Here is a 26,182-nt window from a genome sequence, read left to right on the forward strand (position 1 = left end):
ATTGCGCAAATGTTAAGCCCGCCCCGATTTCATCACAGCCCGTCACACAAGCCCCCAATAATCACTCTATTTGGCCCGTGCCGGCAGGCGCATACTGCGTCCATCGAATCGGCTCTCCCCCGAGGGCGGTTCGATACGATCGAAGCGCTGCCGGCTGTGGATACACGCCCACCGGCAACCGCGACGATCACCTGAGCGAAGGTGCAATTCAGAGCCCCCTGATCGGGGCTCTTTTTTTATGCTCCCTTCCCGGCGGCGCGAGCCAAGCCGGCATGCTTTCGTGTTATGCTCTGAGGGCTGGGCAAAAAAAGAGGCCGCACGGAGGCGGCCCAAACGGGGATCTCAATTCACCAAGTGTCCAAGCCCAAGCTTGGCGCACCAGAACGAAGTACAGACGGACGACGTCTACGTACACATGAACATCAAGACTCGGCAAGCGGCGTACAAGCATGAGCAGCCAACCGGGTTTTCATGCAAGCCCTGAAGCTGCATGGCTCGTATACTAGCGATTAAGCGACCGGGCAAATATAAGATTATTCTTAAAATTTTCGCGCTTTATTCCAACGCCCCTCGATAAGACTCGCCGCCTTTCTTGACAAGCGCGGCGAACGCTTTTTAAATCGCACATTTCCCGCCCTTGGGCGCATCCCTCATCTACCATCACAGGAAATCTCCATGACCATTCGAGTCAACGGCATCGAAATCACCGAAGACACGGTGCAAGCGGAACAAGCCCACTACGCTGACGCGCCGAACCCGCGCGACGCCGCCGTTCAGGAGTTGGTCCTGCGCGAACTGCTGTTGCAGAAAGCTAAGTCCCTCGGCATCGACACCGCCGACCAAGGCGCCGCCATCGGCGCCTTGCTGGAACAGGAACTGCACGTTGACGCCGTGGACGAGGCCGCATGCCTGGCCTTCTACAATCAATACCCCGAGCGCTTCAGCAGCGGCGAGTCCGCCGTGGCCAGCCACATTCTGTTCCCGCTGGGCGAAGGCCTGGCCGGCAGCCTGGCCAAAGCCAAGGCGGAAGGCGTGCTGGAAGAAATCAAGGCCAATCCGGCCCGCTTCGCCGACCTGGCCCGCGAACACTCCACCTGCCCGTCCGGCCAGCAAGGCGGCAGCCTGGGCCAGTTCGGCCGCGGCCAGATGGTGCCGGAATTCGAACAAGCGGTATTCAACACCGCCGCCGGCCAGCTCGCGCCGGATCTGGTGCAGACCCAGTTCGGCTACCACATCATCCAGGTTCAAGAGCGCCACGAGGGCGGCAAGGTGAGCTTTGAGGAAATCAAGGACCGCCTGCAGCAATACCTGAACGACATGGCCGGCAACAAGGCGATGCAGGCCTATCTGGGCCAGCTAGTCACCGCCGCTCAGATCGAAGGCTATGCGATGCCGGCGCTGTAAGCCACGGCTCGAACCCGTACAAAACCGAGGCGCAATCGCGCCCCGGTTTTTTTACGTCCATCAGTTGCGGCCGCGCAGCGAGGCCCCCACCGGCCGCGAGAACGGGAAGCCGTCCTTGCGGTCCCAGTTGATCGACCAGCTCATGACGCCGCGAAACGACGGGTAGGCCTGACTCGGCTTGACGCTGCCGCAATTTTTCAAGGCCATCAGGCAATCCAGCGACTTGATCACGGTATCCGCGCTGACAAAGCCGGAATTGGCGGAACTGCGGCCGGAAGGCACGCCGAAAGCCACCTGATCCGGCCGCAAACCCTTGAAGCTGCCCGAAGCGCCGTAAGCCAGCGGGAAGCCCTCGATCAACATCTTGCTGCCGCCCACCAACATGTCCACGCTGCCCTCAGCCAATGCGGCGTTGGAATAAGGCGTGTTCAGCCCGCCGTTGTTGTAGTACTGGACATGGATCACGCTCAAATCGTCGCGCAACGCGTCGATGATGGGCAGATAAGCGCCCCAGATGCTGCCGTAGGCGACATAGCCGCCCTGGACATAGGGGTGCTCCGGCGCCATGGACAGGTAGAAACCCGCCCCCACCTTGGCCTTCAACTGCTTCACCGCGCCAATCAGATTGCCGATGATGGGCGCGCCTTGCGACACCCCGCTTTCCAGATCCAGATCGATGCCGTCGAAACCGAATTTGACGATGATGGCGTAGAGGCTATTGACGAAATTCTGGGCTTGCGCCGGAGTGTTCAGCGTGACCGAGCCATTCTGCCCGCCCAGCGACAGCACCACCTTCTTGCCCTTGGCCTGCTTGGCGCGAACATCCTGGATGAACTGAGCTTCGGAGCCTGCCTTGGGATCCAGCGCGAAGCTGAGCTTGCCGTTGCCCGCGTCGTCGGCGAAGGCCACCGCGATCACGTCCCAATCGTCGCTGACCTGGCTCAGCGGATAAGCGTCGCCGCTGGGGTTGGCGAAATTGTGCCAATAGCCCACCAAAGCATGTTTGGCGAACGGCGCGGATGGCCCAGGAGCGGGAGACGGCGTCGGCTCCGGCGTTGGCTCCGGCGCCCCCGCGCAACTGCCTCCCGCCAGCCACAGAGTCGGCGACGCCGGAGGATTCCAGTTGGCGCCGACATGGGCGGTATGCTCCACCCGCGCGGTGTAGTTGGCCGCGGCATACGCGACCGTGTCGCCGGTCCGATAGCTGGCGCCCTCCTGCCATGCCGGGCAGATCGCCCACGCCTGCCCCGCCGCCAGCGCGCACGCGGACGCCCGCATCACGGTTATCCAGTTCAACGACATGCGTCTTCCTCCTTGGATTGCAGCGTCCGCGTCGGCGCGCGCAGGAGACGGGAGCCAAACGGGACGTCAGCCCAGACCTTGCTGGTATTTAATTGGTATTACATTAAACCATTCATGTCAAAGGCATTTTTTGATAAACCTCTCCGACAGGTCAATTTTCTACAATACGCCCCGCCCTCGCCCGGCTACTTTGTCCGCATCGCCCACCCTTCAGGACACATCATGAATCAGACTCTCGCCATGGCCGGCTTCGCGCTGGCCGCCTCCATCACGCCCGGCCCGGTCAATATCGTCGCGCTCAGTTGCGGCGCTCAGCATGGCGCGCGCGCCGGCATGCGCCATGTCGGCGGCGCCACCGTCGGCTTCACCCTGCTTCTGTTGCTGACCGGCCTGGGCCTGGAACAGACCCTGCGGCAATGGCCGGCGCTGACGCAGGCGCTGCAATGGGCCGGCGTGGCGTTCTTGCTCTATATGGCGTATCAATTGGCTCGCAGCGACGGCACGCTGGACTGGGACAAAAGCGGCGTCCAACCCGGCTGGTGGCGGGGCGCGGCGATTCAATGGCTGAACCCCAAGGCCTGGGTCGCGGCGCTGGCGGGCTGCGCCGCGTTCACCTCGGGCCAAGACGCAATGGCCTTATGGCGCTTCGCCGCGCTTTACTTTCTGATTTGCTACGCCTCGGTAGCTTGCTGGGTTCTGGCCGGCGCCTGGCTCGGACAGAAACTGGCCTCGGCTGGGCGGCTGCGCCGCTTCAACCAAGCGATGGCGGTCTTGCTGGGACTAAGCGCGCTGGGCTTGTTGACCTGAGCCCGCGCGGTACTGTCCCGGCGTGGCGGCCACGTACTGCTTGAAGATTTTATGCAGATGAGCTTGATCGGAGAAGCCGACGGCCTGCGCCACCTCCGCCAAGGGCAGGCCGCCGCGCATCAGCCGCCGCGCCAGCTGCACCCGCTGATTCAGCAGAAAGCCATGAGGCGTGACGCCATAACGCCGCTTGAACGCGCGGATCAGATAGGAGGCCGACAAGTCCGCCGCCGCGCAGATCTCCTCCAAGCGCAAGGCTTGATCGCAATGCGCGGCGATATATTCCGCCGCGCGCGCCAAACGCTGATTCGATTCCGCCGCCGGCTCGACGGCCAAGCCCAATACCCGGTGCGCGCCGTCGAAGAAGGCGGTGGCCGCCGCGTCTTTCTCCAAGAGCTCCCGCCCCTCCGCGCACAGCACATCGAACAAGGCGTTGAAGCCGGAGAACAGCCGCGGGTCCCGGCTCGCCGCCTCGCCAAAGGGACGAAAGCCGCCGGCCTGGCCCTGACCCAGCCTTTGCTGCAAGCCGCCCAGCCAGCCCACATCCACATACAGCATGCGATAGGACCAGGCCTGCCCCGCCACCGGATTGCAGGCATGGATGTCGCCCGGATTCATCAACACCAAGGCGCCCCGCTCGCTGCGGCGCACCTTGCCGTTGAAGTAGTCGCAGGCGCCGGCGGTGATGACGCCCAGGGAAAACGTCTCATGCGCGTGCCTGGCGTAACAGACGCGGCGTCCGTCCGCCACTGAGCGCGCCTCGAACTGCGGCAAGGCCGCGTCGCGCCAGAAGCGATGATCGACGCTTGGCCGCGCGGGCGCGGCGGATTGCGTCGGCATGGGCTACTCTCCCTTCATCCGGTAAAACAGCATGCCCAGCCATTCCCTCAACGCGGCGTGGCACTCCTGCATCGCTCGGCCGCTAGGCAGATACCAGGCGACGCCGCCGCCGTCGTAGCGGATAAAGGCGGTTGGCGCGGCGGTGACTTCCAAACCCTGACGCTGGAAAAACGGCAAGGCTCGGCGCAAATGCCAGCCCTGGCTGACCAGCGCAATCCGCTTGATCCCGGCCGCGCGCAGCAATTCGGCGGAGTAGCGGGCGTTTTCCAGCGTGGTGTTGGAACGCGTCTCCACCCAACGGGGGACGATGCCGTATTCCTCGCGCAGGACCCGAGCCATCACCGCGCCTTCGGCTTCCCCGCCCATCGGCGCGCCGCCGGTCAGCAGTATCGGCTTGCCGCTTTGATGCGCCAGCCGCGCGGCGTAACGCAGCCGCGCCAGCGAGTCCGCGCCCGGTTCCATGCCGCCGTATTCCGGCGCGGGCTTCTTGCCGCCGGACAAGACCACGATGGCCTCCGCCCGGCTCAACGGCTCCGCGCCTATCACCGGATAGCGTTCCAGGCCCCGGTTCAGCCACATCGCCATCATCGGCGTGCTCAAGGCGTACAGGCCCGCCATGCCCAAGGTCAGCAGGCCGGCGCCCAGGCGCCGCCAGCGGCGGCGCAGCCCCAGTCCCAGCAAGATCAGCAACAACATGTTCAGCGGCGGCAGCAAGAAGGCGCCCAACACCAAATGGACCAGCGCCTGCGTGGAAATCGTGGAGATCATGGGGATGACGATGCGTGGATTGAGCGCCAGTTAAGCACGCGTCGCGCGGCAAATCAATGCCGCGGGAACCAAATGGCCGCGTAGGCGCGGCGGTAGCCGTTGGCCGGATCGTAGCCGATGCTCAGATAACTGTCGCGTATCGTCTGTTTGACCAAGAGATGCGGCTGGGTGACGTACAGGCTGGGCGGCTGGCGGGCAAAGGCGCGGTTCAGCTCATCGGCCATCTGCCAGCCATGCAAGTGCAAAGGCTCGGCGATGGTCGCCTCCTGCATCAGGCCCGCCCGAATCCGCCTCATCGCGCTCAGCGAGCCGTCGCCCAGCGAAATATTGACGACGGAGGCGTTCAGCTTGCCCAGCGGATAACCGATGGAGTCGTAATACAGATCGTTGATACCTATGCTGTGGGTCCAGGCCTTGCCGTGGCGCCGATACAGTTCCGCCACCCGCGCCGGCAACAGCTGCTGGACCTGAGCCAGCGAGATGTCTTCCACCGCCAGCACCTTGCAGCGCCGGCACGTCTGCAGCTGCCGCACCGCCTGCCGGGTTTTGGCGGTGGCGATGGCGAAACGGCTGTCGGTGAACAGCACCACGCCGACCGGGCCGCGGCTGCTGGCCGCGATGTAATCGGCGGCGGCTTGCGCCGCGGCCAAGGGGCTGGTGGAGATATTCGTGAACAGCAGTCCGGGCACCGGGCCGGGCTTGTCTCCGGCATGCCAGCCGAGCACGGGCACGCCCAGCGCGTGCAGGCCTTGAATCTGCGGCTGGAATTCCTGGGCGTCGAAACCGCCCAAAGCCACGGCGGCCGGCCGCTCCCGCTGCGCGCGCTCCAGAAACTGGAGCAAGGAATTCCGCTGCCCCTGCCCATCCAGCAGCGTCACGCGCCAGCCCAGCAAACGCCCCGCCTCGGCCAGGCCCCGGTAAACCCCGACCACGCCGCCGTTGCGCAAGTCCGACGCCAAAAACCAGACGCTGCGGCCAGGCTGCGCCGCGGGTCCGCTGACGGGGCCGTCCCACTCGGTCCACTCTCGCGCCGGATTATCCCGGGCTGGCGGCGCGCCGGCGCCCTTGGCCGCCGGATCGGCGGCGACCGGCTCCACGCTCAGCAGGCACAGAAGCAGTATGAGAAGGCGCAACATGGACCCACTATAGACCACGGCCGGGTCAAAGCGGCGCACCGTCTCCCGCCAGCAACTGGCCGGCCACTTCCGCCGCCACCGCAAACAGCAGCGGCGACAGACGCTGCGCCTGCAAACCCGTTGCGCCGTGCCGGCTGATCGCCAAGCCGCTCCACGGCATGCGCTCGCCGATCAAGCAAGCGGTGAGCCTGCCTCCGCCTCGCTCCGCCGCGGCCTCAATCTCCGGCAGGCGCCGACGCAGAGCCCGGCACACCTCGGCCTCGGCCACAAAGGCCAGCGCCACCCCGGCCGCCACGCGGCGGATGCGCAGGCAGAATGCGCCGATTCCCGGCGCCGTCAGCCACAGCAGCAGGTCCAGTTCGTCCTGTTCCGGCTCGGACTCGCGCTCCAGCGCGTCCTCTACGCTCAAGGTCAGCGCCGGACCGCCCCACAGCCAAAACGGCAGAGTCAGCGGCAAGGGCGGCTCGCCGGCGGCCTGCCTGAGGCCGGCCAGAGCCAGCTCCGGCAACTGCTGCAACAAGGCGCCCGGCAGATGGCTGCCGCCCGCCTGCTGGAACTGGGTCGCGGCCTGGGTCAAGCGTCCCAGCAAAGCCTGCCGCCAGGACTGCGCCAATTCGGCGGCGGCCGGCTGAGGTCTCGCCAACTTCGGCATCGCGGCCTGCTCCAGCTGCCAGGCCCGCGCCGGCGCTTCGCCACCGCTGTCGCCATCCGGCTTTTCCATCGACAGCGACAGTTCCAGCCGCGGCTGCGTGGCCAGCACCAGTACTTTCAACACCGTTCCCGGCGTCAGCTCCGCCAGACCTTGCGGCCATGTCGGCAGGGCCAGCTGGACGCCGTCGCCGCTCAACAGCGGACGGCCGTCCGCGGTACGGCTCAGCACCGCTTCCCACTGCCGGCCCGGCGTCAGTTCCGCGCCCGGCTGCGCGCCGTTCGAGATCGGCGCGCTCGGCGTAACCGGGGTCGCCGCCGTGATCGCTCTGATTGAAATCGCCTTGCCCCTTCACAAAAGCCCGCTCGCATGACGCAAAAAAAGCCAGCCGCGTACGCAGCTGGCTCCAGATTCGCGCCGGATCGACGCTGAATCGCGATTACTGCAGCAGGGACATCGCCAGGCTGCTCATGCTGCCGCTTTGCTTCAGCATGGAAGTGCCGGCTTGCATCAGCATTTGCTTGGAAGTCATGCTGGCGCTTTCGTTGGCGTAGTCGGTGTCCATGATGCGGCCTTTGGCGGCCAGGGTGTTGTTGTTCACGTTGGCCAGGTTGTTGTTCACGTGGTCCAGACGGTTGGCGTTGGCGCCCAGGGAGGAGCGAACCGAACCTACCGAATCCAGAGCGGCCTGGATGGTGTTGATGGTGTCGGTTTTGCCGATTTCGTCGCCCTTGGCGGCTTTGTCCAGCGCGGCTTGGCCGTCTTGCTGAGCCTTCAGCGCGGTTTCGTAAGCGGTTTTCTTGGCCGGATCGGTCGGAGCGGCGTCGTAGTCGGCTTTTGCGGTATTCGTCGCGGTCACCAGGGCCGGCATCGCATCGGTAGCGGTCTTAACGGCGGTGGCGTAAGCGGTGCCAGCGGCATCATCCTTGAAGAAGGTCTTGGAAACACTGCCCAGCGCGTCGTTCAGCGCGGTCATGCCATCCTTCATGTTCACCGTCATGGATTCGTCGGCCGACGCGCCGATCTGGAACTTCATCTCATCGGTCAGCTTGCCGCCTTGCAGCAGTTTCTCGCCGCCGAAGGAGGTGTTCTTCATGATGTTGGTCAGTTCCTTGCCCAGTTCGGCGAATTCGGACTGCATCGCGCTCTTGTCGGCTTTGGTGGAGGTGGCGTTGGCGCCTTCGGTGGACAGGTCCTTCATGCGCTGCAGGATGTTGGACACTTCGTTCAGCGCGCCTTCGGCGGTTTGCAGCATGGAGATGCCGTTCTGCGCGTTTTTCATCGCCACTTGCATGCCGCGGCTTTGCGCGTCCAGACGAGTCGCGATCTGCAGGCCGGCGGCGTCGTCCATTGCGGAGTTGATGCGGAAGCCGGTGCCCAGACGGGTCATCGAGGTGGACAGCGCGGTTTGGGTGCCGGTCAGGTTGGACTTGGTGTTCAGTGCGGCGATATTGGTGTGCAGGCTCAGCATAGCTTTTGCTCCAGAAGTCAGGTTGGTTGGTCCGGCATTGCTGCCGTCACCATCACAAGGCGGCCGTCTACTGACAAACTTAAGCCCGCCCAAAACGTGAAAAATCACATCGCCGCCTTGCCTCGCCTCCTCGCCCCTGAGCATGCCGCGCCCTCAAGCCAGTAGCCGCCGGCCTCGCAACTTGCTATCGTCGGTCCGTTCGCCGTTTCAAAGCGCCGCAGGAGCCCGCATGGCACTATCCTTTTCCGAACTGATCGGCCAGTACTGGTCCACCCCCAAGTGGGAAGTCAATCTGCTGATCACGCTGAACCTATTGGGCGGCCTGTTGCTGGGTTGTCTGGTGGGTTACGAGCGCTGGTTCAACGGCCGCGCCGCCGGCATGCGCACCTACGGCCTGGTGTCCATGGCCTCCGCCGCGGCCATCAGCATCGTCGGTTACTCCGGCTACTGGTACGGCGGCCTCTATCCCGACATGACCCACGGCGACATGACCCGTGTGGCCCAGGGCGTGCTGACCGGCGTCGGCTTCCTCGGCGCCGGCATGATCATGAAGGAAGGGCTGAGCATCAGCGGCCTGACCTCGGCCGCCTCGATCTGGATGTCCTCGGTGATCGGCATCCTGGTCGGCGTAGGCTTCTACGCCGCGGCCATCGCCATCACCTTGCTGTGCGTGCTGTGCATGCTCTCCATCAATCAGATGGAGAACCGCTTGCCGCGCCGCTTCAGCCTGTTCATCGTCATCCGCTTCAAGCCGGAATACCAATGGACGGTGCAGACGCTCAGCGCCGGCCTGCTCCGCTTCGGCGTGCGCCTGCACGAGGACAGCATCGCGCTGAACGCCGGCCCGGACGCCACTGAGTGGAGCTTTCTGGTCTCCGCGCAAAACCGGCGCGACCTGATCAATGTCGTGGATCTGTCGCGCGAAATCATGCAGATCGACCATATCGAAACCCTCAGCATCCAGCCCGCGCGCAATTAAGGCCTATCGCCCGGCCGGCCCGCCGGCTAGGTGTTTCCACGCCATCAAGTTTCCCTCCGGATTGACGATATCAGTTCACCTACACTTCCTGTTCCGGAGTCTGCAATGCGAGTCGCGTCCATGGCGCTGTCGATGAGCAGCCAATACAGTTTCAGCCAAAGCCTCAGCGTTCAACAACAAAGCCGCACCTGGGTGCAGCTGCCCCCGTCCTCCCCTCCGGCCAAACCTTCCTCCGACGTCAGCCTAAGCCCCGACGGCGTCAACGCCAGCGCCAAGGACAAGGCCTTCGCCGATGGCATGACGCCGATGCTGGGGCTGATCAAGGACATTCTGGAAAAGGTGCTGGGCGTCAAGTTCAAGGTTGTTGACGGCACTTTGCAAAGAGACGACGGCCAAGATGAGCCATCCGCCGACTCGCGCCCCGCGCGATCCGGCCAGTCCTCTGCCCCGCAGTCGCAGCAAGCGCGCGCCGGCGGCGAGTTCAAACAGACCGTCGACTACCAGGAAAGCGAAAGCCTGGCGTTTTCAGCCAAGGGCTCGATCAAGACACAGGACGGACGCGAGTTCAATTTCGCGCTGGACGTGCAAATGAGCCGCAGCTTCGAATACCACAGCAGCAGCACGATACAGTTTGGCAACGGCAAGGCCACCGACCCGCTGATGCTCAGCCTGGGCAACGACGCCGGCAGCTTCAGCGGCGCCAGCGTCAGCTTCGATCTGCAGAGCAAGGGCCAGCAAAGCCAGCTGCCCTTCATCAACAACGGCGGCTGGCTGGCCCTGGACCGCAACGGCGACGGCAAGATCAACGACGGCAAGGAATTGTTCGGCACTCAATCGGGCAACGGCTTCGCCGATCTGGCCAAGCTGGATGGCAACGGCGACGGCGTGCTGGACGACGGCGACGCCGCGTTCGCGCAATTGAAGCTCTGGTCCGGCCGCGACGGCGACAAAGACCAGTTGATGGGCTTGAAGGAATTGGGCATCGGCGCCATCCTGCTGCCCAGCGTGGACAGCCCGTTCAGCATCAAGAACGCCGACAACCAGTCCCAGGCCGATATTCGTCGCTCCGGCGTCTACCTGACCGAAGACGGCCGCGCCGGCCGCATCAGCCAGGTGGACGTCTACGGCTGAACCCGGCCCGCGCCAACGACAAAGGCCGCTTACGCGGCCTTTGTCTTGTCCGGCGCACGCCGGATTAGGAGATATAGTTGAACAGCGAAAGCTGAGTCACCTTGTTATAGGTCAGCTGGCTGTACTTCAACGAAGTCTGCGCCAAGGTGAAGTCCGATATCGCCTGCGGCATATCCAGATCCTGCAAATCGCCGATGCTGCTGGCGTATTGCAGTTTCAGGCTGCCCCCGACATTCTGCATATTGTCGTTCTGCTGGCCGCGCGCGCCGATGGACGCCAAAGACAGCGACATCTGCTGCTGAGCCGCATCGATGGCGTTGATCGCGCTGTTCAGCTGGGTGCCGAAGTTGGCGGGCTTGGGATTCTGGCCCAGCAGAGTGTTCAGCTGGATCAGGCCGTCGAAGGCCGCGGTGGCGCTGCCGCCGGGCGTGCCGAACACCGTGCTGCCCGGATCGGAAATCGTCATCTGCTGCGAAGCGCTGATCTGCACGCTGCGCTGGCCGGTATCGCCCAGATACGAAGCTGGCGGCACCGCCGACAAGCTGACCGCGAAGGGCAGCGTATCGGTCTTGTTGCCGCTGAACAGATAATTGCCGCGGCCGTCGGTGGAGTTGGCGTAAGTCGTCAACTCGGTGATGCCTTCCTGCAGCTGCTTCTGGATCGCCTGCAGCTCGGTTGGGCTCAACGCGCCGCTGCCGGCGGAAATCGCCAGGCTCTTCATGCTGGCCATCAGGTCCGACGAACTCTTGATCGCGGTTTCCGACAGCGACAGCCAGGAACTGACCGCCTGGGTGTTGTTGATGTACTGGCTGTTCTGTCCCTGCGACTGGCTGATCAGCAGGATGCGCGCCGCGGCTACCGGATCGTCCGCCGGCGTCACCACCCTTTGCTGATTGTCGATCTGCATGGTGAGCTTGTAGATGTTGGCCTGCAGGCTCTGCATATTGTTCAGGCCTGACTGATAAATATTGTTGGAGCTGATACGCATCGGTCTCTCCTTAGCCCATCAGGTTCAGAATGCTGGAGAAGGTGGTTTGCGCCACCTGTATCACCTTGCTGCACGCCTGATAGGACTGTTGGTACTTGATCAGATTGGCCGCCTCCTGATCCAGGCTCACCCCGGTGACATTGGACAGGCTTTCCGTGGTCTGCTTCAAAGTAGTCTGCATGGCCGCGGACTGCAATTGCGCAGTATTGGTCTGGTTGCCCACCGAGGCCACCAACGTCGAATAATACGAACCGTAGGACTGATTGCCCATCAGCTTGAGGTTCTGCTGCGCCAGCAGCTCGCGCAAATTGGTGTTGTCGCCCGGCGGCGGCTTGGTCCCTGCCGGCGCCGGCCCCACGGTAAAGGTCTGGCCGTTGATCGGCGCGCCGGACAGCTGAAAGCTGACGCCCACGTCCACCGGCGGCACCGCCGTGGTCTGCAGTTTGAAACTATTGCTGGCGCCGCCGCCCACCGGCACCACATTGTAAGGTCCGCCGCCGTTGGGGCCGGCGATGGTGGCCGTCATCGTCGCCGGGCTGCCCGCTGCGGTGATGGTCATCCCGGTCATGCCGATGGACGGATGCGTGCCGGTGCCGGGAAAGACCGGCGGCACGCTGTTGATGCTGCCCGCGTAACCGCCCGGCAAGGTGGCCCACACGCCGCTCATGGTGACGCCGTTGCCGCCGGCGCCGCCGGTGGACACCATATTGGACGCGGTGGCCAGTTTATTGGGATCGCCCATCAGCACTTGCAGATTGCTGGCCGCATTCTGCGGATTGGAGGCGTAGCTGCTCAGATCGTTGAAGATGGGCAGGCCGGCGGCGCCGGTATTGTCCACGCCCAGCTGGTTCTGATAATTGATCGAAGCGGAAAAGTTGATCGCCATCGTGCCCAGCTGTTGCCGGGCCTGCAACAAAGGGCCGTCGCGGAAGTTCAGCAAACCGCCCAGTTGGCCGCCGGACATCAGATTGTTCGGAATCGCCGTCACCGTGCCGTTGGGATTGTTGAACACCAATTGCAAGGTGGTGGGATCGCTGGGCAGCGGCTGGGTGGCCAGGGTATTGGTCTGACCGCCGGTCACCAGGGTCTGGCCGTTGCCGACGTATACCGAGTAAGTGCCGTCCGCCTGCGGCACGGCCTTGGCGCTGACCAGCTTGTTCAATTCCAGCATGGCCTGATCGCGCTGGTCCATCAGCGTGTTGGGCTGCGCACTCAGCTGATTGCCGCCGGTCAAGGCGGCGATTTCGGTGTTGAGGCTGGCGATCTGCGAGGCCAGCGAGTTGATGCTGTCCACCGTGCTCTTGATCTGGCCGTTGGCGCCGGACTGCAGTTGCTGCAGTTGACCGTCGACGGTAGCGAACTTGGTGCTCAGCGCCTGGGCCATATTGAGCACGGTCTGCCGGCTGGGAATGGCGTCCGGCTGCTGAGACAGCGTCTGCATCGCGCCGAAGAAGTCCTGCAAGGCGGGCAGAATGGACACGTCGGTCGACGCCATCAGATTATTGATCTGATTCAGCTGCTTGACCTGGGTGCTGTAATAGCTGCTGTTGGTCTGCGCGGTCTGCACCTGGCCGGACAGGAATTTGTCATAGGTGCGCAGCACATTGGTGACGTCCACGCCCTGCCCCAGGAAGCCGAAGCCCTGATATTGCGGCGTGCGGCCGGCCTGGGTGATGTATTGAACGTTGTACCCCGGCGTGGAGACATTGGCGATGTTGTTGCCGGTTACCGACAAAGCCGTTTGAGCCGCATTCAGTCCGCTCACGCCGATCGAGAAAATATTGGAGCTCATGATTTACCTCTCTTTGCCTTATCGGCCCGGCGCGCCAAAACTTGACCCTGAAGTGCAAGCTCGGCCGCCGCTGCCTTGTCCTTAACTGCGCGTGGTTTGCTGCGCCAAAGTCGCCGCCACGTCCACCAGCTTGCGCGCGTAGCGCGGATCGGTGGCGTAGCCGCCGGATTGCAGCGCATGCGCGAAGCCGTACATATTCTGCCCCTGATTCAGCGCGCTCTTGTAGCGCGGCGAATCCTTCAACAAACGGGCGTAGTCGCTGAAGGCCTCGGAATAAGAACCGTAGGCGCGGAATTTCTCCACCCGCTTCTGCGCGACGCCGCCCTCGTATTCGGTGGTCATCACGCTGACCGTGCGTCCCTGCCAATCGCCGCTGGCCTTGATGCCGAACAGATTATGGCTGTTGCTGCCGTCCGGATGGCGGATCGCCCGCTTGCCCCAGCCGCTTTCCAGCGCCGCGTGCGCGACCACGGCTTCCGGCGCCACGCCCAGCTGGGCCGCGGCCGTGCGGGCATGCGGCAGCATTTCGGCGGCGAAGTCGCGGCTGCCGCCCTTGCCGGCCGCCTCGGCCTTGGTCTGAGCCACCGGAGCCGTCAAGCTCAACACCGCGCCGGCGGTCTGCTGCGCTTCCTGGTAGGCCTGCAGGGCCTTGGCGCCGCCGGCCGGACGCGCGGCCAATTGCGGACCGGGAGCGGCGTAAATCGTGCGCGCGCTCTTGTCGTCCGGATCGAAGTTCGACTGCTTGGCGATCTGGCGATACAGCATATCGCCCAGCCCCAGGCCGCCGTTGGAGCTCAAAGCCTGGGTCAGTTGCTGATCGTACAGGCCTTGGTAGGTGCTCAAATCGTTGGACTCGCCTTCCGGGTCGAACTTGGTCTCGCGCATGCTCTTGAGCAAGGTGCTCATCAACAAGGCCTCGAACTGCGACGCAGCCTGTCTCGCCGCGCCCTTGGGGTCCTTGATCGCTTGCGCCCGCAGCTCGTTCAGCTGGTTCGGATCCACGGCCAGCTGCCGGTTTAGCAAATCGTTGGCGCTCACGGCGCCGGCATTGATGGACTGAATCGTCATTTCTCGCTCCTGGAATCCAGCTAATAGCAAGATTCGGGCCAGGAATAAAAAGACGGCCGCGCGGCCGTCTTTTTGTTCGCCGTCCTGGCGGCGCTCAGATAATCTGCAGATCCGCTTTCAACGCGCCGGCGGATTTCATCGCCTGCAAGATGGAAATCAGATCCTGAGCGTTGGCGCCCAGCGCGTTCAACGCCGCCACCACCCGGGACAGATTGGCGCCGTTGGGCAGGCTGATCAGCTTGCTGCCCGGGGTGTTGATGCTGATGTCGGCCTGGTTGGTCACCGTGGTCTTGCCGCCGGACAGCGGGTTGGGCTGGCTCACTTGCGGCGTGTTGCTGACGGTCACCGTCAAGTTGCCGTGCGACACCGCGCACGGCGCCAGGGTCACCGCCTGATTCATCACGATGGAGCCGGTGCGGGCGTTGATGATGACGGTGGGGGAAACATCTGCCGGGTCGACGGCAATATTTTCCATCTTGGACAGAAACTGCACGCGCTGGTCCGGATCGAACGGCGCGCGCACTTCGATCAGCCTGCCGTCCACCGCGCGCGCGGTGCCCTGGCCGAACGATTTGTTGATCGCCTGCACCACGCGGTTGGCGGTGGTGAAATCGGACTCGCGCAGTTCCAGATTGACGAATTCGCCGGACCCCAGCGCGGTGGGCACTTCGCGCTCCACCGTGGCGCCGGCCGGAATGCGGCCCACGCTGAGCTGATTGATCTGGGCGGAGCTGCCGCCCGCGGAGGCGCCGGCGCCGCCGACGACCACATTGCCCTGCGCCATCGCGTAAATCTGCCCGTCCGCGCCTTTCAGCGGAGACAGCAGCAAGGTGCCGCCGCGCAGGCTTTTGGCGTCGCCGATAGACGAGGCCGTCACGTCTATCGCCTGCCCCTGCCGCGCGAACGGCGGCAAGGTCGCGGTCAGCGTGACCGCGGCGATGTTCTTGGGATCGAGCTTGGTGCCCGGAGGCACTTGCACGCCCAGCTGATTCAGCATATTGGACATCGCCTGGCCGGTGAAGGGCGAGGAGGTAACCTTGTCGCCGCTGCCGTCCAGGCCCACCACCAGGCCGTAGCCTATCAACTGGTTGGGACGCACCCCGCCGACATTGGTCAGATCCTTCAAACGCTGCGCCGCCATGGCCGGAAACACGGCCAGCGCCAACAGCATCGCTAACATCAATCGCTTCATTTTCGCCCGCTTTCAGCCCGCCGCGCCCGCCAGATGGCCGCGCCCGGGCCGGTAATCCGTTAAATCGGCAATATACTCATGAAAAACTTGGCCAGCCAACCCGGCTCATTGTACAGCCGGTGCGTGCCCTTGGTCTGCTGCTCGATGCGGGCGTCCGCCACCTTGAGCGAAGACACGCTGCGGTCCGCGCCGATATCGCGCGGATTGATCACGCCGGACAGGCGGATCGACTCGGTGTCGCTGTTCACCTTCACGACTTTCTCGCCGCTGACCGACAGATTGCCGTTGGGCAACACCTCCAGCACCGTGACGGTGATGGAGCTGACGAAGGAGGTGGCCACCTTGTTGTCGCCCTTGCCGGTATTGTTGGCCGAACCCGAGCCGCCGAAATTGGCGCCGGCCAAACCGCCGGCGGCGCCGCTGGGCAGGAAGGGAATCTTGATGCCGGCGTTGATGCTGCTGTTCAGGCCCGAGGTGCGGGTATTGGTGGTCTGCTCGGAAGCCGAGGTCGACGAGTTTTCCTGGATGTTCACAGTCAGGGTGTCGCCGACATAAGCGGGCATCCGGTCCTGAAACAGCGGCCGGTAGCTGGCCGCCTGGAAAATCGAGCCGTTGCTGGGCATGCTGACCGGCTGCGGTTGCGGACGCGCGCTGGTCGGCTGCTGCACCAGCGGCGGCTCCTGGGTCACGCAAGCGCTCAATAGTGCGGCCAACATCGCCGCCATCGCCATCGCCTTCATCAAACACCTCGTCAATTCAAATCCGAATCGGCCGCCTCAGCCGGCGGCCCGTTCTTGCTTACAGCTGGCTCAGTTTCTGCAGCATCTGGTCCGCGGTGGTGATCGCGCGCGAGTTCATCTCGAAGGCGCGCTGCGCGGTGATCATATTGACCAGTTCCTCGGTGACGTTGACGTTGGACGCTTCCACGAAGCCGGAACGCACCGCGCCGCGGGTATCGGTCTGCGGATCGCCGTCCTGCGGATCGCCGGAGGACGCGGATTGCAGATACAGGTTGTTGCCCACGCTCTCCAGACCCTGCGGGTTGATGAAGGTGGTCAGCTGTATGGTGCCCGCGGTTTGCGCCGCCGGATTATTGGGCAAGAAGTACTGCACCACGCCGGCGGAGGACACCGTGATCTGGTTGGCGGTGCCGGGAATATTGATATTGGGGTTCAGCGGATAACCGTCCGGATTCACCACGTCGCCGTTGGAGTTGCGCTTGAACTCGCCGTTGCGGGTATAGGAGGTGGTCCCGTCCGGCAATTGAATGCGGAAGAAGCCCTCGCCGGAGATCGCCATGTCCAGCGGCTGCCCGGTCTGGGTCGTATTGCCCTGGGAGTGGATGCGGGCGGTGGCCACCGCCGCCGAGCCGGTGCCCACCTGCAAGCCGGTGGGCGTGGTGTTGCCGTTGGCCAGCTGCGCGCCGGGCTGGCGCAGGGTCTGGTAATACAAGTCCTCGAAAATGCCCCGGCTACGCTTGAAGCCGACGGTATTGACGTTGGCCAGGTTGTTGGACACCACGTCCAGTTGGAACTGGCTGGAATCCATGCCGGTCTTGGCGATATACAGTGCGCGCATCATGGCTTGTTTACCTCGTCTCCAGAGCCGCGTTCCCTTACAGGGCCGCCGCGGCTCGCAATCTCATATTATGGTTTAACCGTTGGTGGACAACAGTTGAGCCGCCTGCTGATCGCCTTGTTGCGCGGTTTGCATCAGGCGGACGTTGAGGTCGTACTGGCGGGCGTGGGAAATCATCTGCACCAGGCTTTCCACCGAGTTGACATTGCTGGCCTCCAGCATTTCCGGCACCAGCTTGACGTTGGCGTCGGCGGCCGCGTTGCCGCCGCCGTTAATGCGGAACAGGCCGTCCTCGCCCTTGTACACTTCCTTGGGGCCGGGGTTGACCATCTTGATCTGCCCGACCAGTTGCGGCGTGCGCACCGCGCCGGACAGCGGAATCGCCACCACGGAGCCGTCCTGACCCAATTGCACGCGGGAGCCGGTCGGCACCACGATGGGACCGCCGTCGCCCATGATGGGCAGGCCGGAGCGGGTGCGCATCATGCCGGTGGCGTCCAGCACATAGCCGCCGTCGCGGGTATAGGCCTCGGCGCCGTCCGGCGCCTGCACCGCGAAGAAACCCTTGGAGCCGATGGCGAAGTCGCTGACGTTGCCGGTGTGCATCAAGCTGCCCTGGCTCAGATCGTGGCCCACGGTGTTGTCCACCACATAGGTCCGCGTCGGCGCGCCCTCGCCCACCACCGGCAAGGCGCGGAAGGCCACCACGTCGGCCTTGAAGCCGTTGGTGTGCACATTGGCCAGATTGTTGGCGGTGGTGGCCTGCTGCCACATCACGTGCTTGGCGCCGTTCATCGCCAGGTAAAGCATTCTATCCATCGCGCGCGCTCAGCTCATCAGATGTTCAGCAAGGTCTGCACCAGGGTGTCCTGGGTCTTGATGGTCTGCGCATTGGCCTGGTAATAGCGCTGCGCGGTGATCATATTGACCAGTTCCGCGGTCAGGTCGACGTTGGAATCCTCCACCGCGCCGGCCTGGATGGTGCCGGTATTGCCGGTGCCGGGCGCATTGTAGGAGGCGATGCCGGAATCGTAGGTCTGCGCCCACAGATTGTTGCCCTTGGACTGCAAGCCTTGCGGGTTGATGAAGTTGGCCAAGGCGACCTGGCCTATGGTCTTGGTCTGGCCGTTGGTGAACGTCGCCTGGATGATGCCGGAGGACGAAATATTGATGCCCTTCAGATTGCCGGGCGCAGAGCCGTCTATGGTCGGCGGCGTGGTCACGCCGAAGTTCTGCCCCACCTGGGTGGAGCCGGTGAAGCTGAAGGCCACGGTCTGCGGCACCGCCGAGCCGTTGAGCGGGCTGGGGGTGAAGTTGATGTTGAACGGTCCGGGCGTGGTCAACACGCCGGAGGTGTTGAAGGTCAGCGAAAAATTATTGCTGTTGGGCGGCGTGTTATTGGCCGGATTGCCGTCCACATAGGCGGTTGCGGTCCAGGTCCGGCCGGCGGCGGTGGGCGCGCCGGCGACATAGTACATGGTCACCTGGTGCGGGTTGCCCAGCGAGTCGTAAACCGTATTGGTGTTGGACCAGTTGTAGGAGGCCGAATTGGTCGGATCCAGCGGCGTAACGGTCGGCACCGTGCTGCGAGAATCCAGATTGATGCCGAGAGTGGCCTTGGTGGTGGCCTGCGGCGACACCAGGTTGGAGTTCAGCTGTATTTTGCTGACCGGCCCCTGGGTGATGTTGCCTGCCGCGTCCGCCTGCCAGCCCTGCAGGAAATTGCCGTTGTTGACCACATAACCCTGATTGTTGATCTGGAACTGGCCGTTGCGGGTGTAGGACAAGGTGCCGTCCGGCTGGGCCACGGTGAAGAAGCCGCCGTTGTTGATCGCCAGGTCCAGGCTGCGGCCCGTGGTGGTCACGTTGCCGTTGCTCATGTTCTGCGTCACCGCGGCCACCTTGACGCCGATGCCCGGCGTGGTGGTGGCGATGCCGTACAAGGTGTTGCCGTACATGTCGGCGAACTCGGTGCGCGAACTCTTGAAACCCACGGTGTTGGCGTTGGCCACGTTGTTGCCGATGGTGTCCAGCTGGGTGGAGGCGGCGTTCAAGCCGCTCAAACCTTGTTGAAAGCCCATGATGTCAGTCCTTGAAGTCGAATGAGGTCAGTGGAATCAGGCGGTCATCTGCGCCACATCGCCCAATTGGGCGCGGCTGCCGTCCGGCAGCACCAGTTCGGGAACGCCTTTATCCCACGCCACCGCGGTCACCGTTTGCGTGTTGTAGGCCACGGCCGTGGTGCTGCCGTTGGCGCTGGCCTGGGTCACGTCGGCGCTGAAGCTGTACTTGCCGGCCGGAACCACTTCGCCCTTGTCGTTCTTGCCGTCCCAGCTGAAGGTATTGACGCCGGCCACCGGCTTGTCGATGGTCATGGTGCGAACCACATTGCCGTTGGCGTCCTTGACGTTGACTTTCACCGTTTGCGCCGGCCCGTTCAGCAAGACGCCGGCCGGGGTGGTGCCGCCATCCGGCGGCTTGGGCAGGCTGCTGCCGGCCACCAGCACTTTTTTGCCTATCATGCTGGACGCCATCAGCGACTGGGAGGCCGCCTGCGCGCCGATCAAGGCCTGCATGGACTGGTTCAGCTGCTGAATGCCGCCCACCTGGCTGATCTGCGCCATCTGGGCCGTCATCTGGCTGTTGTCCATCGGATTCATCGGGTCCTGGGAACGCATCTGGGCCACAAACAGCTTCAGAAAGGTGTTCTGAATGTCGCTGGCGCTGGAGCCCACCACGCCGGAATTGCTCTTGCTGCCGTTGACGCTGCTGTTCGGATTGGTCTGAGTCTGACTGTTCAACACGTCATAAGGATTTGCGCTAGCCATCGCCTAACTCCTCACTGGCCAAGCTGCAGCACTTTTTGCTGCAGCGTCTTGGCGGTATTCATGATTTCGACATTGTTCTGATAGGCGCGGGAGGCAGCGATCATGTCGGCCATCTCCTCCACCGGATTCACGTTCGGCATCGTCACATAGCCGCGCTGGTCGGCCAGCGGATTGCCCGGATCGTACTTGAGCCGCGGCGGGGTCTGGTCTTCGACCACCGCGGTCACGCGCACGCCGGCCACCTGCGGCTGCGCCGCCGTCACCGGAATCGCGGTGAACACCGCGTGACGCCCTTTGTAGGGCTCGCCGGTGGAGCTGGTCGAGCTTTCCGCGTTGGCGATATTGCTGGCCACCAGGCTGAGGCGCATCGATTGCGCCGACATCGCCGAACCGGAAATGGAAAACACATTGGACAAAGACATCAGCTATTGCCTCCCTGGCCCTGGATCGCCGAACTCAGGCCGCTGATCCGCTTGTTCAGAAAAGTCAGCGTCGACTGGAAGCGGACCGCGTTGTCGGCGAAAGCCGCCCGCTCCACATCCATGTCCACGGTGTTGCCGTCCACGCTGGGCTGCACCGCCGCGCGGTATTGCAGCGCGGCGCCGTTACCCGCGCCGCCAGCCCCGGCAAGGTGGCGGGCATCGGTCAGATTCATCGCCAAACGACCCTGCGCATCGGTCTGCGCCTGCAAGGCCTTGCCGAAGTCGAAATCCACCGCTTTATAGTTGGGGGTTTCGTCGTTGGCGATATTGCTGGCCAGCACCTCGGTGCGATAGGCCCGCAAATTCAGCGCTCGCTGCTGAAAGTCGAAATGTTTGGCGATTTTGTCTAGCATGTCAGCCTCCTTGAGGCGACCATAAAGCAGGAAGCGTGCCAAGCCATTCAATCACGCCAGCGCATTGATTTTTCTAGACAATCCGTCAAACCCTCGGCCAAAACGGCCCAAACGGCAACAATGAGCGGCAAGATTTGCCGCCTCCGGCCCAAGCGACAGATTTTGCTTGCCGCACCGCGCAATTCGTGCCAAACCAACATAAGAACCATTGAAGACACGTCCGGAATCGCCGACACTCAGACATTGGCCGGCGATGGCGGGCGGCTTTGAGAAAATAGAGAAGACAGGCGGGGGAAGAGGCATGCTGGAAGTACAACATTTAATCATCTCGCTGGCGGAACCATCGCATGTGCAAGCGCAGATCATCAGCAAGGCGCTGGGCGAGATGGGCATCTCCAAAGTGGAGATCCATCCCAACGGCGAAGCGCTGCTCAACCGCGCGCGCGAGTCGCGCCCCGACTTGGTGATCAGCGCCTACTATCTGCCCGATATGACCGGCCAGCAGTTGCTGCAGCAGATGCGCGAAAGCGCCGATCTCAGCGGCATGCCCTTCATTCTGGTCTCAAGCGAAACCAATCCGGAACGGCTGGAGCCCATCCGCCAGGCCGGCAGCCTGGGCATTCTGCCCAAGCCCTTCACCAGCGGCCAACTGGACGAGGTGCTGGCCAACGCGCTGGACTTCATCAATACCGAGAGCCTGGCCATGGAGGTGGACACGGATCTGGCCAACGTCCAGGTGTTGATCGTCGACGACAGCCAGACCTCGCGCCGCCATGTGCGCGCCGTGCTGGAGCGCCTGGGCTTCGAACACTTCACCGAAGCCGCCAGCGGCGCCGACGCGCTGCCCTTGCTGGAAAACGAAAGCTTTCAGCTGATCATCGTCGACTACCACATGCCCGGCATGGACGGCTGCGAGCTGGCGCGCCACATCCGTCAGAACAGCGCTCAGGGGCGAACGCCCATCCTGATGATCACCAGCGAGACCGATCACGACCGGCTGGCCGAGGTGGAGGCGGCCGGCGTCTCGGCCTGCTGCGACAAGCCCTTCTCCACCAACAAGCTCAGAGACACCATACGCGAACTGCTGCAGGAGTACTGAGAGCCGGCTCCAAGCCGCCGCTCTTATTTCGGCGCCACCCACACCAGGCGCGAATTCGCCTTGGCTTCGCCAAACGCCTGCCGCCGCCAGTAACCCTGGGTTGCGTAAGCCTGCGCGGCGTCCAGCTCGGGAATACGGCAGAAACTCACCTCGCTGAAACCCGCTTTCAGCAATTGGCTGCGGCCGCGCTGCCGGGTCTTGACGCAAGCCGGCGCGCCGGCCTGCTCCACCCATGGCTGCGGCGCGCCCGGCTGCCAGGCCTGCTCCCGTTCCAGTTTGCGCTGGGTCATCATCGCCAGGCCGTTGAGCACCGCGGCCAACAAGGCCTGCCAACGCTCGGCCACCGCCGCGATCTGCGGCGCCAGTTCGCCCGGGTAGCTGACCAACAAGGCCTCCACCCCGTCGGACTCGTGCAGCCATTGCGCGGCGTCGCGAGAAAAGCCCTCGCCCACCAGCGTCAGCAGCAAGGCCCTGCGCTCCGCTTGATGCGAGACGAAGGCCCCGCCGCCGCCCGGCACATGTAAAAAGAAGGCATCGGCCGGCAAGCTCAGCGTATCCGGCAATTGCGAGGGCAGCCGGGTGTGGGCCAAGGCCTGCACCAGGCCGTCGTCCAGATGGGAAATCACGCGGCCATGGCGGGCGAAGCAGCCCCAGGACTCCGCCAAAGCCAGTTCGGCGACAATGGTCTGCTGCCCCACTTCGAACACCTGGGCGGCGCGCTCCAGTTCGCGCTTGATCACTTCCTTCATGTCCTTGCGCGCCGCGGACGGCTGCAAAGCCTGAACATACAGCTGGCTGACGCGCTTGGCCCAAGGACGGGAGGCCGCATAACGCTGCACGGCATACATCATTCCCTACCCCTTTCCTGAAACAAAAAAGGGCGCATTGTAACAAAGCGCCCCCGTCGCCCCAAGCCGCGATCCGGTTTCAGCCGCCGCCCTCCCTTTTGCCGGAGGGGCGGGTACGGCTTTCGGCGATGCCGGAATACAGCCACTGCCGGAAATGATTCAAGGTCATCGGCTTGCCGAAGTAAAAACCCTGCAAATACTCGAAGCCCTTCACATTCAAATAGCTTTGCTGCCCCTGGGTCTCCACCCCTTTCACAATCACCTGCACCCCCATTTCATTGGAGGACAAGAGCAGGCCGTCCAGAATATTGCCCTTCAGGCTATCCTGCCCCAAGGCGGACACATAGCCTTTTTCAACCTTTAGATAATCAAAGCCCCAGCGGCTCAAATAGGTCTTGTCGGCGTAGCCGGCGCCAAAGTCGTCCAGCGCCAGCCTCACCCCCATCTGCCGCAAACCGTTGATCACCTTCTGCGCGCCGGACGCCTCTTGCAGCGGCGCCCGCTCCGACACCTCCAGCACCAGTTGCGCCTGCTTCTCGCGCAATAGATTGACCAGCGGCCGGCAATCCTCCAGCAATTCGGGCAAGGCCAGATGCTCGGTGGAAATATTGAGCCCCACCATAAAGCCGGGCGGCAGCACGATCTGCTTCAACTCCTCGGCCACCCGCCGCAACATGTAGCGCGTCAGCGACACGATCAAGCCGGCCTCGATCGCCGTCTGGATGAATAGCTCGGAGCGCACATTGCCCTGCACCGGGTGCCGCCAGCGCGCCAGCACTTCCACGCCGACGCATTCGCCGCTGGCCGCGGTGACGATGGGCTGATAATGAGCGAAGAACTCTTTTTGCCGAATGCCCTCGGATATCTCCCACCCCGTCGCCTTGCGCCCGCCCGAACCGCGGCGCGCGCCCCAGGCGATGCCGCAGCCCAGCGCCGTGGCCAGCAACAAGGCCAGCCACTGGGTTTTCAGCACCAGCAAGGGCGCCGCTCCCCATTGCGGCGCCGCCAACACGCCGATGCGCGCCGGCGCGGACGGCACCCAGGCCACCTCGCCGCCCGCGTCCGGGCCCTGCTCTCTGACCTCGCCGTTGGCGGCCAAGGCTCGCCCTCCGGCCAGCAGGCTCACTTTCACGCCTTCGCGCTCGGCCAGGGCCAATTGCGCGACCAGCGGGCCGGCGTCCAGCTCCAGCACTCCGGCCGTATGCGCCAGCCGCAAACCAGGCAACAACTGTCCGCTGCCGGCCGGCAACAGGCTCGCCCCGCCTTCCACGCCGTCCGCCTCCACAACCCCGCCGCGCCGCGATGCGCATAGCAGGCCTCCGGCGCCGCGCGCCTGGGCGAAGCGCACCAGCGAAGTGCGCTGGACCAATTCCGCCAAGGCCTGGGTCTGGGCGCGGCAATCCGGCTCCGGCGGCGGCAGCGTGTCCAATCGCGTCAAGGCGGCGAACGCCGGCGACAATTGCCAAGTGAGCTGGCCGGCGACCAGTTCGGCCTTTTCCCCGGCCAGCGACTGCAAGCGCCACGCCGTCAGCGCCAGCGCCAGGCCCAGAGTCAAGGCCAGGGTCAAGGCGACGCAAACGGCATAGGCCGCGCCAGGGGAGCAGGACATCAACCAGGAGTGAGCCCGGTCCGTGCTTGCGAATCTGTTTTTTCCACTCATTGCCAGCCCTCAACGAAGGTTTCACGCGTGGCCCGTCATCGTTGAAGTGTAGTTAGAAGCCAGCAAATCTCCATAAGCGGACGTCGCTTGGTCCAAGCCTGGCTGTCGGTCGTCTTTGCGGATTCCAACAGTTTTTTTGCAAAATCGCCGCGGCAAGCGGCAAACAATCAAATACTTAGCCGGCATGTTTTGAAAAAACAGTTGTAAACCCGCCTGATTTACCGTATAGTCCGGCCTCTTGTGTTTCCACCGGGCATTCCAAACCACGCCTCAGCCCGAGTGAGATTGCTTCATCGTCCCTGACCATTTCCAGGCTTCGTCCACGCTTATAATGTCGCATCAGACTGGACCGCTGTTCGCCGCTTGTCAGGTTAGTGCCGATGATTTACGGCTTAAAGGCGCCGTATAACCGACCGCCACCAACCTGGCTACAAGTGACGCCGGCAGTTTCCGGCTTGAAAGGACATCATGCATTTTTCCGACCTGGGCATTGCCCCGACCATCCTGCGCGCGCTGGAAGCCGCTGGTTACTCTTCCCCTACCGAAGTACAGGCTCAAGCCGTGCCCGCAGCCATCGCCGGCCGCGACCTGCTGGTTTCCGCCCAAACTGGTAGCGGCAAGACCGCAGCCTTCCTGCTGCCGGCGCTGACCAAGCTGTCCGAGCGCTCCACCGGCAAAGGCCAGGGCCCGCGCGTACTGGTGCTGTGCCCGACCCGCGAACTGGCCCAGCAAGTGGAAAAGAACGCGCTGGAATACGGCAAGGACCTGCGCTGGATGAAAACCGTCTGTCTGGTGGGCGGCTCCTCCTTCGGCTACCAGACCCGCGCGCTGTCGCGTCCGGTAGACCTGATCGTGGCCACTCCCGGCCGTCTGATGGACCACATGCGCTCCGGCCGCATCGACTTCTCCCGCCTGGAAATGCTGGTGCTGGACGAAGCCGACCGCATGCTGGACATGGGCTTCATCGAAGACATCGAGACCATCGTCAAAGCCACTCCGGAAACCCGCCAGACCGTGCTGTTCTCCGCCACGCTGGACGGCACCGTGGGCCGCATGGCCGAGAAGATGACCCGCGATCCGCAACGCATCGAGATCGCCCGCACCGAGACCTCGGGCGGCACCATCGAAGAGCACCTGCTGTACGCGGACGACCTGAACCACAAACACCGTCTGCTGGATCACATCCTGAAAGAGTCCGGCTTCGACCAGTGCGTGATTTTCTCCGCCACCAAAGCTTACTCCGAAGAACTGGCCGACAAGCTGTCCGACCAGGGCTATTCCGCCGCCTGCCTGCACGGCGACATGCCGCAAAGCTGGCGTAACCGCACGCTGAACGATCTGCGTCGCGGCCGCATCAAGATCCTGGTGGCCACTGACGTGGCGGCACGCGGCATCGACGTGCCCACCATCACCCACGTGGTGAACTTCGACCTGCCGAAACAGGCTGAAGACTACGTGCACCGCATCGGCCGCACCGGCCGCGCCGGTCGCGACGGCACCGCCATCACCCTGGCGGAGTCCAAGGAATTCCACAAGGTGCGCCGCATCGAGCAGTACCTGAAGCGTCAGATCACCGAAGGCGTGATCGAAGGCATGGAACCCACCCGTCGCCCGCCGAAAGGCCCGCGTCGCAACACCAGCGGCAAAGGCGGCTACGGTGATCGCCGTCCGGGCAGCGGCGGTGGTCGCGGCGGCTACGGCAATCGTCGCGAAGGCGGCTACCAAGGCCAACGCCGCGAAGGCGGCTATCAGGGCAATCGCGGTCCGCGCAGCACCCAGCAGCAGTAAATCTCAGACGCCCCCGGCAGCG

The 26,182-nt window shown here is 63.7% G+C and carries 25 protein-coding genes; 6 read left to right on the forward strand and 19 right to left on the reverse strand.

The features are described 5' to 3' along the window. Positions 1–675 precede the first annotated feature (675 nt). Positions 676–1,404: a peptidylprolyl isomerase gene (locus QUG03_RS17880; protein ID WP_488877470.1), complete on the forward strand. Its 729-nt coding sequence runs from the start codon at positions 676–678 to the stop codon at positions 1,402–1,404. Positions 1,405–1,464: 60 nt separating this feature from the next. Here the strand turns inward: QUG03_RS17880 and QUG03_RS17885 are convergent, their stop codons facing one another. After that, a complete protein-coding gene (locus QUG03_RS17885) occupies positions 1,465–2,706 on the reverse strand; it encodes a chitinase (RefSeq protein WP_488877469.1) in 1,242 nt (413 codons plus the stop codon). Between the two features lie 222 nt (positions 2,707–2,928). On the opposite strand from QUG03_RS17885, the gene QUG03_RS17890 reads away from it, so the two are divergent. Beyond that, positions 2,929–3,513: a LysE family translocator gene (locus QUG03_RS17890; RefSeq protein ID WP_488877468.1), complete on the forward strand. Its 585-nt coding sequence runs from the start codon at positions 2,929–2,931 to the stop codon at positions 3,511–3,513. On the opposite strand, the gene QUG03_RS17895 is transcribed toward QUG03_RS17890, so the two are convergent. The 5 genes from QUG03_RS17895 to QUG03_RS17915 all read right to left on the reverse strand — a co-directional run bounded on the left by QUG03_RS17895 (position 3,487) and on the right by QUG03_RS17915 (position 8,374). Then, the gene (locus QUG03_RS17895; protein ID WP_500820590.1) at positions 3,487–4,350 is read right to left on the reverse strand and encodes an AraC family transcriptional regulator; all 864 of its coding nucleotides are present in this window, start codon (positions 4,348–4,350) and stop codon (positions 3,487–3,489) included. The genes QUG03_RS17890 and QUG03_RS17895 overlap by 27 nt on opposite strands. Positions 4,351–4,353: 3 nt before the next feature. Then, the gene (locus QUG03_RS17900; RefSeq protein WP_107799609.1) at positions 4,354–5,118 is read right to left on the reverse strand and encodes a YdcF family protein; all 765 of its coding nucleotides are present in this window, start codon (positions 5,116–5,118) and stop codon (positions 4,354–4,356) included. Between the two features lie 53 nt (positions 5,119–5,171). Then, positions 5,172–6,254 (reverse strand): type 1 periplasmic-binding domain-containing protein, encoded by a 1,083-nt coding sequence (locus tag QUG03_RS17905; RefSeq protein ID WP_227107920.1) that lies wholly within the window; start codon positions 6,252–6,254, stop codon positions 5,172–5,174. A gap of 25 nt (positions 6,255–6,279) precedes the next feature. After that, the gene (locus QUG03_RS17910; protein WP_500820591.1) at positions 6,280–7,134 is read right to left on the reverse strand and encodes a hypothetical protein; all 855 of its coding nucleotides are present in this window, start codon (positions 7,132–7,134) and stop codon (positions 6,280–6,282) included. 208 nt (positions 7,135–7,342) lie between these two features. Beyond that, positions 7,343–8,374, reverse strand: a complete 1,032-nt coding sequence (locus tag QUG03_RS17915; RefSeq protein WP_227107918.1) for a flagellin N-terminal helical domain-containing protein — start codon at positions 8,372–8,374, stop codon at positions 7,343–7,345. A 229-nt stretch (positions 8,375–8,603) separates the two neighbouring features. Here QUG03_RS17915 and QUG03_RS17920 point away from each other — a divergent pair, with 229 nt between their 5' ends. Both QUG03_RS17920 and QUG03_RS17925 read left to right on the forward strand, forming a co-directional pair. Beyond that, on the forward strand, positions 8,604–9,353 hold the full coding sequence (locus QUG03_RS17920) for an MgtC/SapB family protein (protein ID WP_227107917.1): 750 nt from the start codon (positions 8,604–8,606) through the stop codon (positions 9,351–9,353). A 105-nt stretch (positions 9,354–9,458) separates the two neighbouring features. After that, a complete protein-coding gene (locus QUG03_RS17925; RefSeq protein WP_500820592.1) occupies positions 9,459–10,484 on the forward strand; it encodes an SPM autocatalytic domain-containing protein in 1,026 nt (341 codons plus the stop codon). A gap of 64 nt (positions 10,485–10,548) precedes the next feature. Here QUG03_RS17925 and flgL read toward each other — a convergent pair whose 3' ends face one another. The 11 genes from flgL to flgB all read right to left on the reverse strand — a co-directional run bounded on the left by flgL (position 10,549) and on the right by flgB (position 20,765). After that, complete coding sequence (gene flgL, locus QUG03_RS17930) at positions 10,549–11,472, reverse strand: flagellar hook-associated protein FlgL (RefSeq protein ID WP_227107915.1); 924 nt, start codon at positions 11,470–11,472, stop codon at positions 10,549–10,551. A gap of 10 nt (positions 11,473–11,482) precedes the next feature. Further along, positions 11,483–13,264, reverse strand: a complete 1,782-nt coding sequence (flgK, locus tag QUG03_RS17935) for a flagellar hook-associated protein FlgK (RefSeq protein WP_500820593.1) — start codon at positions 13,262–13,264, stop codon at positions 11,483–11,485. Positions 13,265–13,345: 81 nt separating this feature from the next. Beyond that, positions 13,346–14,332: a flagellar assembly peptidoglycan hydrolase FlgJ gene (gene flgJ / locus QUG03_RS17940; protein ID WP_500820594.1), complete on the reverse strand. Its 987-nt coding sequence runs from the start codon at positions 14,330–14,332 to the stop codon at positions 13,346–13,348. A 94-nt stretch (positions 14,333–14,426) separates the two neighbouring features. Then, a complete protein-coding gene (locus QUG03_RS17945; RefSeq protein WP_370445216.1) occupies positions 14,427–15,503 on the reverse strand; it encodes a flagellar basal body P-ring protein FlgI in 1,077 nt (358 codons plus the stop codon). Between the two features lie 80 nt (positions 15,504–15,583). Continuing rightward, positions 15,584–16,264 (reverse strand): flagellar basal body L-ring protein FlgH, encoded by a 681-nt coding sequence (locus tag QUG03_RS17950; protein ID WP_500820595.1) that lies wholly within the window; start codon positions 16,262–16,264, stop codon positions 15,584–15,586. Between the two features lie 58 nt (positions 16,265–16,322). Then, the gene (gene flgG, locus QUG03_RS17955) at positions 16,323–17,105 is read right to left on the reverse strand and encodes a flagellar basal-body rod protein FlgG (RefSeq protein ID WP_253314873.1); all 783 of its coding nucleotides are present in this window, start codon (positions 17,103–17,105) and stop codon (positions 16,323–16,325) included. 72 nt (positions 17,106–17,177) lie between these two features. Beyond that, positions 17,178–17,921, reverse strand: coding sequence for a flagellar basal body rod protein FlgF (locus tag QUG03_RS17960; RefSeq protein WP_107799621.1), 744 nt, complete (start codon positions 17,919–17,921; stop codon positions 17,178–17,180). A 17-nt stretch (positions 17,922–17,938) separates the two neighbouring features. After that, positions 17,939–19,183 (reverse strand): flagellar hook protein FlgE, encoded by a 1,245-nt coding sequence (flgE, locus tag QUG03_RS17965; RefSeq protein WP_081546719.1) that lies wholly within the window; start codon positions 19,181–19,183, stop codon positions 17,939–17,941. Positions 19,184–19,219: 36 nt separating this feature from the next. Then, complete coding sequence (locus QUG03_RS17970; protein ID WP_227107912.1) at positions 19,220–19,930, reverse strand: flagellar hook assembly protein FlgD; 711 nt, start codon at positions 19,928–19,930, stop codon at positions 19,220–19,222. Positions 19,931–19,941: 11 nt separating this feature from the next. Next, positions 19,942–20,352, reverse strand: a complete 411-nt coding sequence (gene flgC / locus QUG03_RS17975) for a flagellar basal body rod protein FlgC (RefSeq protein ID WP_019102824.1) — start codon at positions 20,350–20,352, stop codon at positions 19,942–19,944. After that, complete coding sequence (gene flgB, locus QUG03_RS17980; protein WP_019102825.1) at positions 20,352–20,765, reverse strand: flagellar basal body rod protein FlgB; 414 nt, start codon at positions 20,763–20,765, stop codon at positions 20,352–20,354. Before flgB ends, flgC begins: the two co-directional genes overlap by 1 nt. A gap of 301 nt (positions 20,766–21,066) precedes the next feature. Here flgB and QUG03_RS17985 point away from each other — a divergent pair, with 301 nt between their 5' ends. Beyond that, positions 21,067–21,864, forward strand: coding sequence for a response regulator (locus QUG03_RS17985; RefSeq protein ID WP_107799623.1), 798 nt, complete (start codon positions 21,067–21,069; stop codon positions 21,862–21,864). Between the two features lie 23 nt (positions 21,865–21,887). Here QUG03_RS17985 and QUG03_RS17990 read toward each other — a convergent pair whose 3' ends face one another. Beyond that, entirely contained in the window at positions 21,888–22,715 is an 828-nt protein-coding gene (locus QUG03_RS17990) for an AcrVA2 family anti-CRISPR protein (protein WP_500820596.1), read from the reverse strand. 76 nt (positions 22,716–22,791) lie between these two features. Continuing rightward, a complete protein-coding gene (locus QUG03_RS17995) occupies positions 22,792–24,321 on the reverse strand; it encodes an EAL domain-containing protein (RefSeq protein WP_500820597.1) in 1,530 nt (509 codons plus the stop codon). Between the two features lie 519 nt (positions 24,322–24,840). On the opposite strand from QUG03_RS17995, the gene QUG03_RS18000 reads away from it, so the two are divergent. Then, positions 24,841–26,160, forward strand: a complete 1,320-nt coding sequence (locus tag QUG03_RS18000) for a DEAD/DEAH box helicase (protein ID WP_107799626.1) — start codon at positions 24,841–24,843, stop codon at positions 26,158–26,160. Positions 26,161–26,182 lie beyond the last annotated feature (22 nt).

It is taken from the genome of Chromobacterium sp. CCUG 30098, from assembly GCF_059916605.1.

Coding starts and splice junctions, on each gene's coding strand:
- QUG03_RS17880 (WP_488877470.1), top strand. CDS start 676: ATGACCATTCGAGTCAACGGCATCGAAATCACCGAAGACACGGTGCAA.
- QUG03_RS17885 (WP_488877469.1), bottom strand. CDS start 2,706: ATGTCGTTGAACTGGATAACCGTGATGCGGGCGTCCGCGTGCGCGCTG.
- QUG03_RS17890 (WP_488877468.1), top strand. CDS start 2,929: ATGAATCAGACTCTCGCCATGGCCGGCTTCGCGCTGGCCGCCTCCATC.
- QUG03_RS17895 (WP_500820590.1), bottom strand. CDS start 4,350: ATGCCGACGCAATCCGCCGCGCCCGCGCGGCCAAGCGTCGATCATCGC.
- QUG03_RS17900 (WP_107799609.1), bottom strand. CDS start 5,118: ATGATCTCCACGATTTCCACGCAGGCGCTGGTCCATTTGGTGTTGGGC.
- QUG03_RS17905 (WP_227107920.1), bottom strand. CDS start 6,254: ATGTTGCGCCTTCTCATACTGCTTCTGTGCCTGCTGAGCGTGGAGCCG.
- QUG03_RS17915 (WP_227107918.1), bottom strand. CDS start 8,374: ATGCTGAGCCTGCACACCAATATCGCCGCACTGAACACCAAGTCCAAC.
- QUG03_RS17920 (WP_227107917.1), top strand. CDS start 8,604: ATGGCACTATCCTTTTCCGAACTGATCGGCCAGTACTGGTCCACCCCC.
- QUG03_RS17925 (WP_500820592.1), top strand. CDS start 9,459: ATGCGAGTCGCGTCCATGGCGCTGTCGATGAGCAGCCAATACAGTTTC.
- flgL (WP_227107915.1), bottom strand. CDS start 11,472: ATGCGTATCAGCTCCAACAATATTTATCAGTCAGGCCTGAACAATATG.
- flgK (WP_500820593.1), bottom strand. CDS start 13,264: ATGAGCTCCAATATTTTCTCGATCGGCGTGAGCGGACTGAATGCGGCT.
- flgJ (WP_500820594.1), bottom strand. CDS start 14,332: ATGACGATTCAGTCCATCAATGCCGGCGCCGTGAGCGCCAACGATTTG.
- QUG03_RS17945 (WP_370445216.1), bottom strand. CDS start 15,503: ATGCTGTTGGCGCTGGCCGTGTTTCCGGCCATGGCGGCGCAGCGTTTG.
- QUG03_RS17950 (WP_500820595.1), bottom strand. CDS start 16,264: ATGAAGGCGATGGCGATGGCGGCGATGTTGGCCGCACTATTGAGCGCT.
- flgG (WP_253314873.1), bottom strand. CDS start 17,105: ATGATGCGCGCACTGTATATCGCCAAGACCGGCATGGATTCCAGCCAG.
- QUG03_RS17960 (WP_107799621.1), bottom strand. CDS start 17,921: ATGGATAGAATGCTTTACCTGGCGATGAACGGCGCCAAGCACGTGATG.
- flgE (WP_081546719.1), bottom strand. CDS start 19,183: ATGGGCTTTCAACAAGGTTTGAGCGGCTTGAACGCCGCCTCCACCCAG.
- QUG03_RS17970 (WP_227107912.1), bottom strand. CDS start 19,930: ATGGCTAGCGCAAATCCTTATGACGTGTTGAACAGTCAGACTCAGACC.
- flgC (WP_019102824.1), bottom strand. CDS start 20,352: ATGTCTTTGTCCAATGTGTTTTCCATTTCCGGTTCGGCGATGTCGGCG.
- flgB (WP_019102825.1), bottom strand. CDS start 20,765: ATGCTAGACAAAATCGCCAAACATTTCGACTTTCAGCAGCGAGCGCTG.
- QUG03_RS17985 (WP_107799623.1), top strand. CDS start 21,067: ATGCTGGAAGTACAACATTTAATCATCTCGCTGGCGGAACCATCGCAT.
- QUG03_RS17990 (WP_500820596.1), bottom strand. CDS start 22,715: ATGATGTATGCCGTGCAGCGTTATGCGGCCTCCCGTCCTTGGGCCAAG.
- QUG03_RS17995 (WP_500820597.1), bottom strand. CDS start 24,321: ATGTCCTGCTCCCCTGGCGCGGCCTATGCCGTTTGCGTCGCCTTGACC.
- QUG03_RS18000 (WP_107799626.1), top strand. CDS start 24,841: ATGCATTTTTCCGACCTGGGCATTGCCCCGACCATCCTGCGCGCGCTG.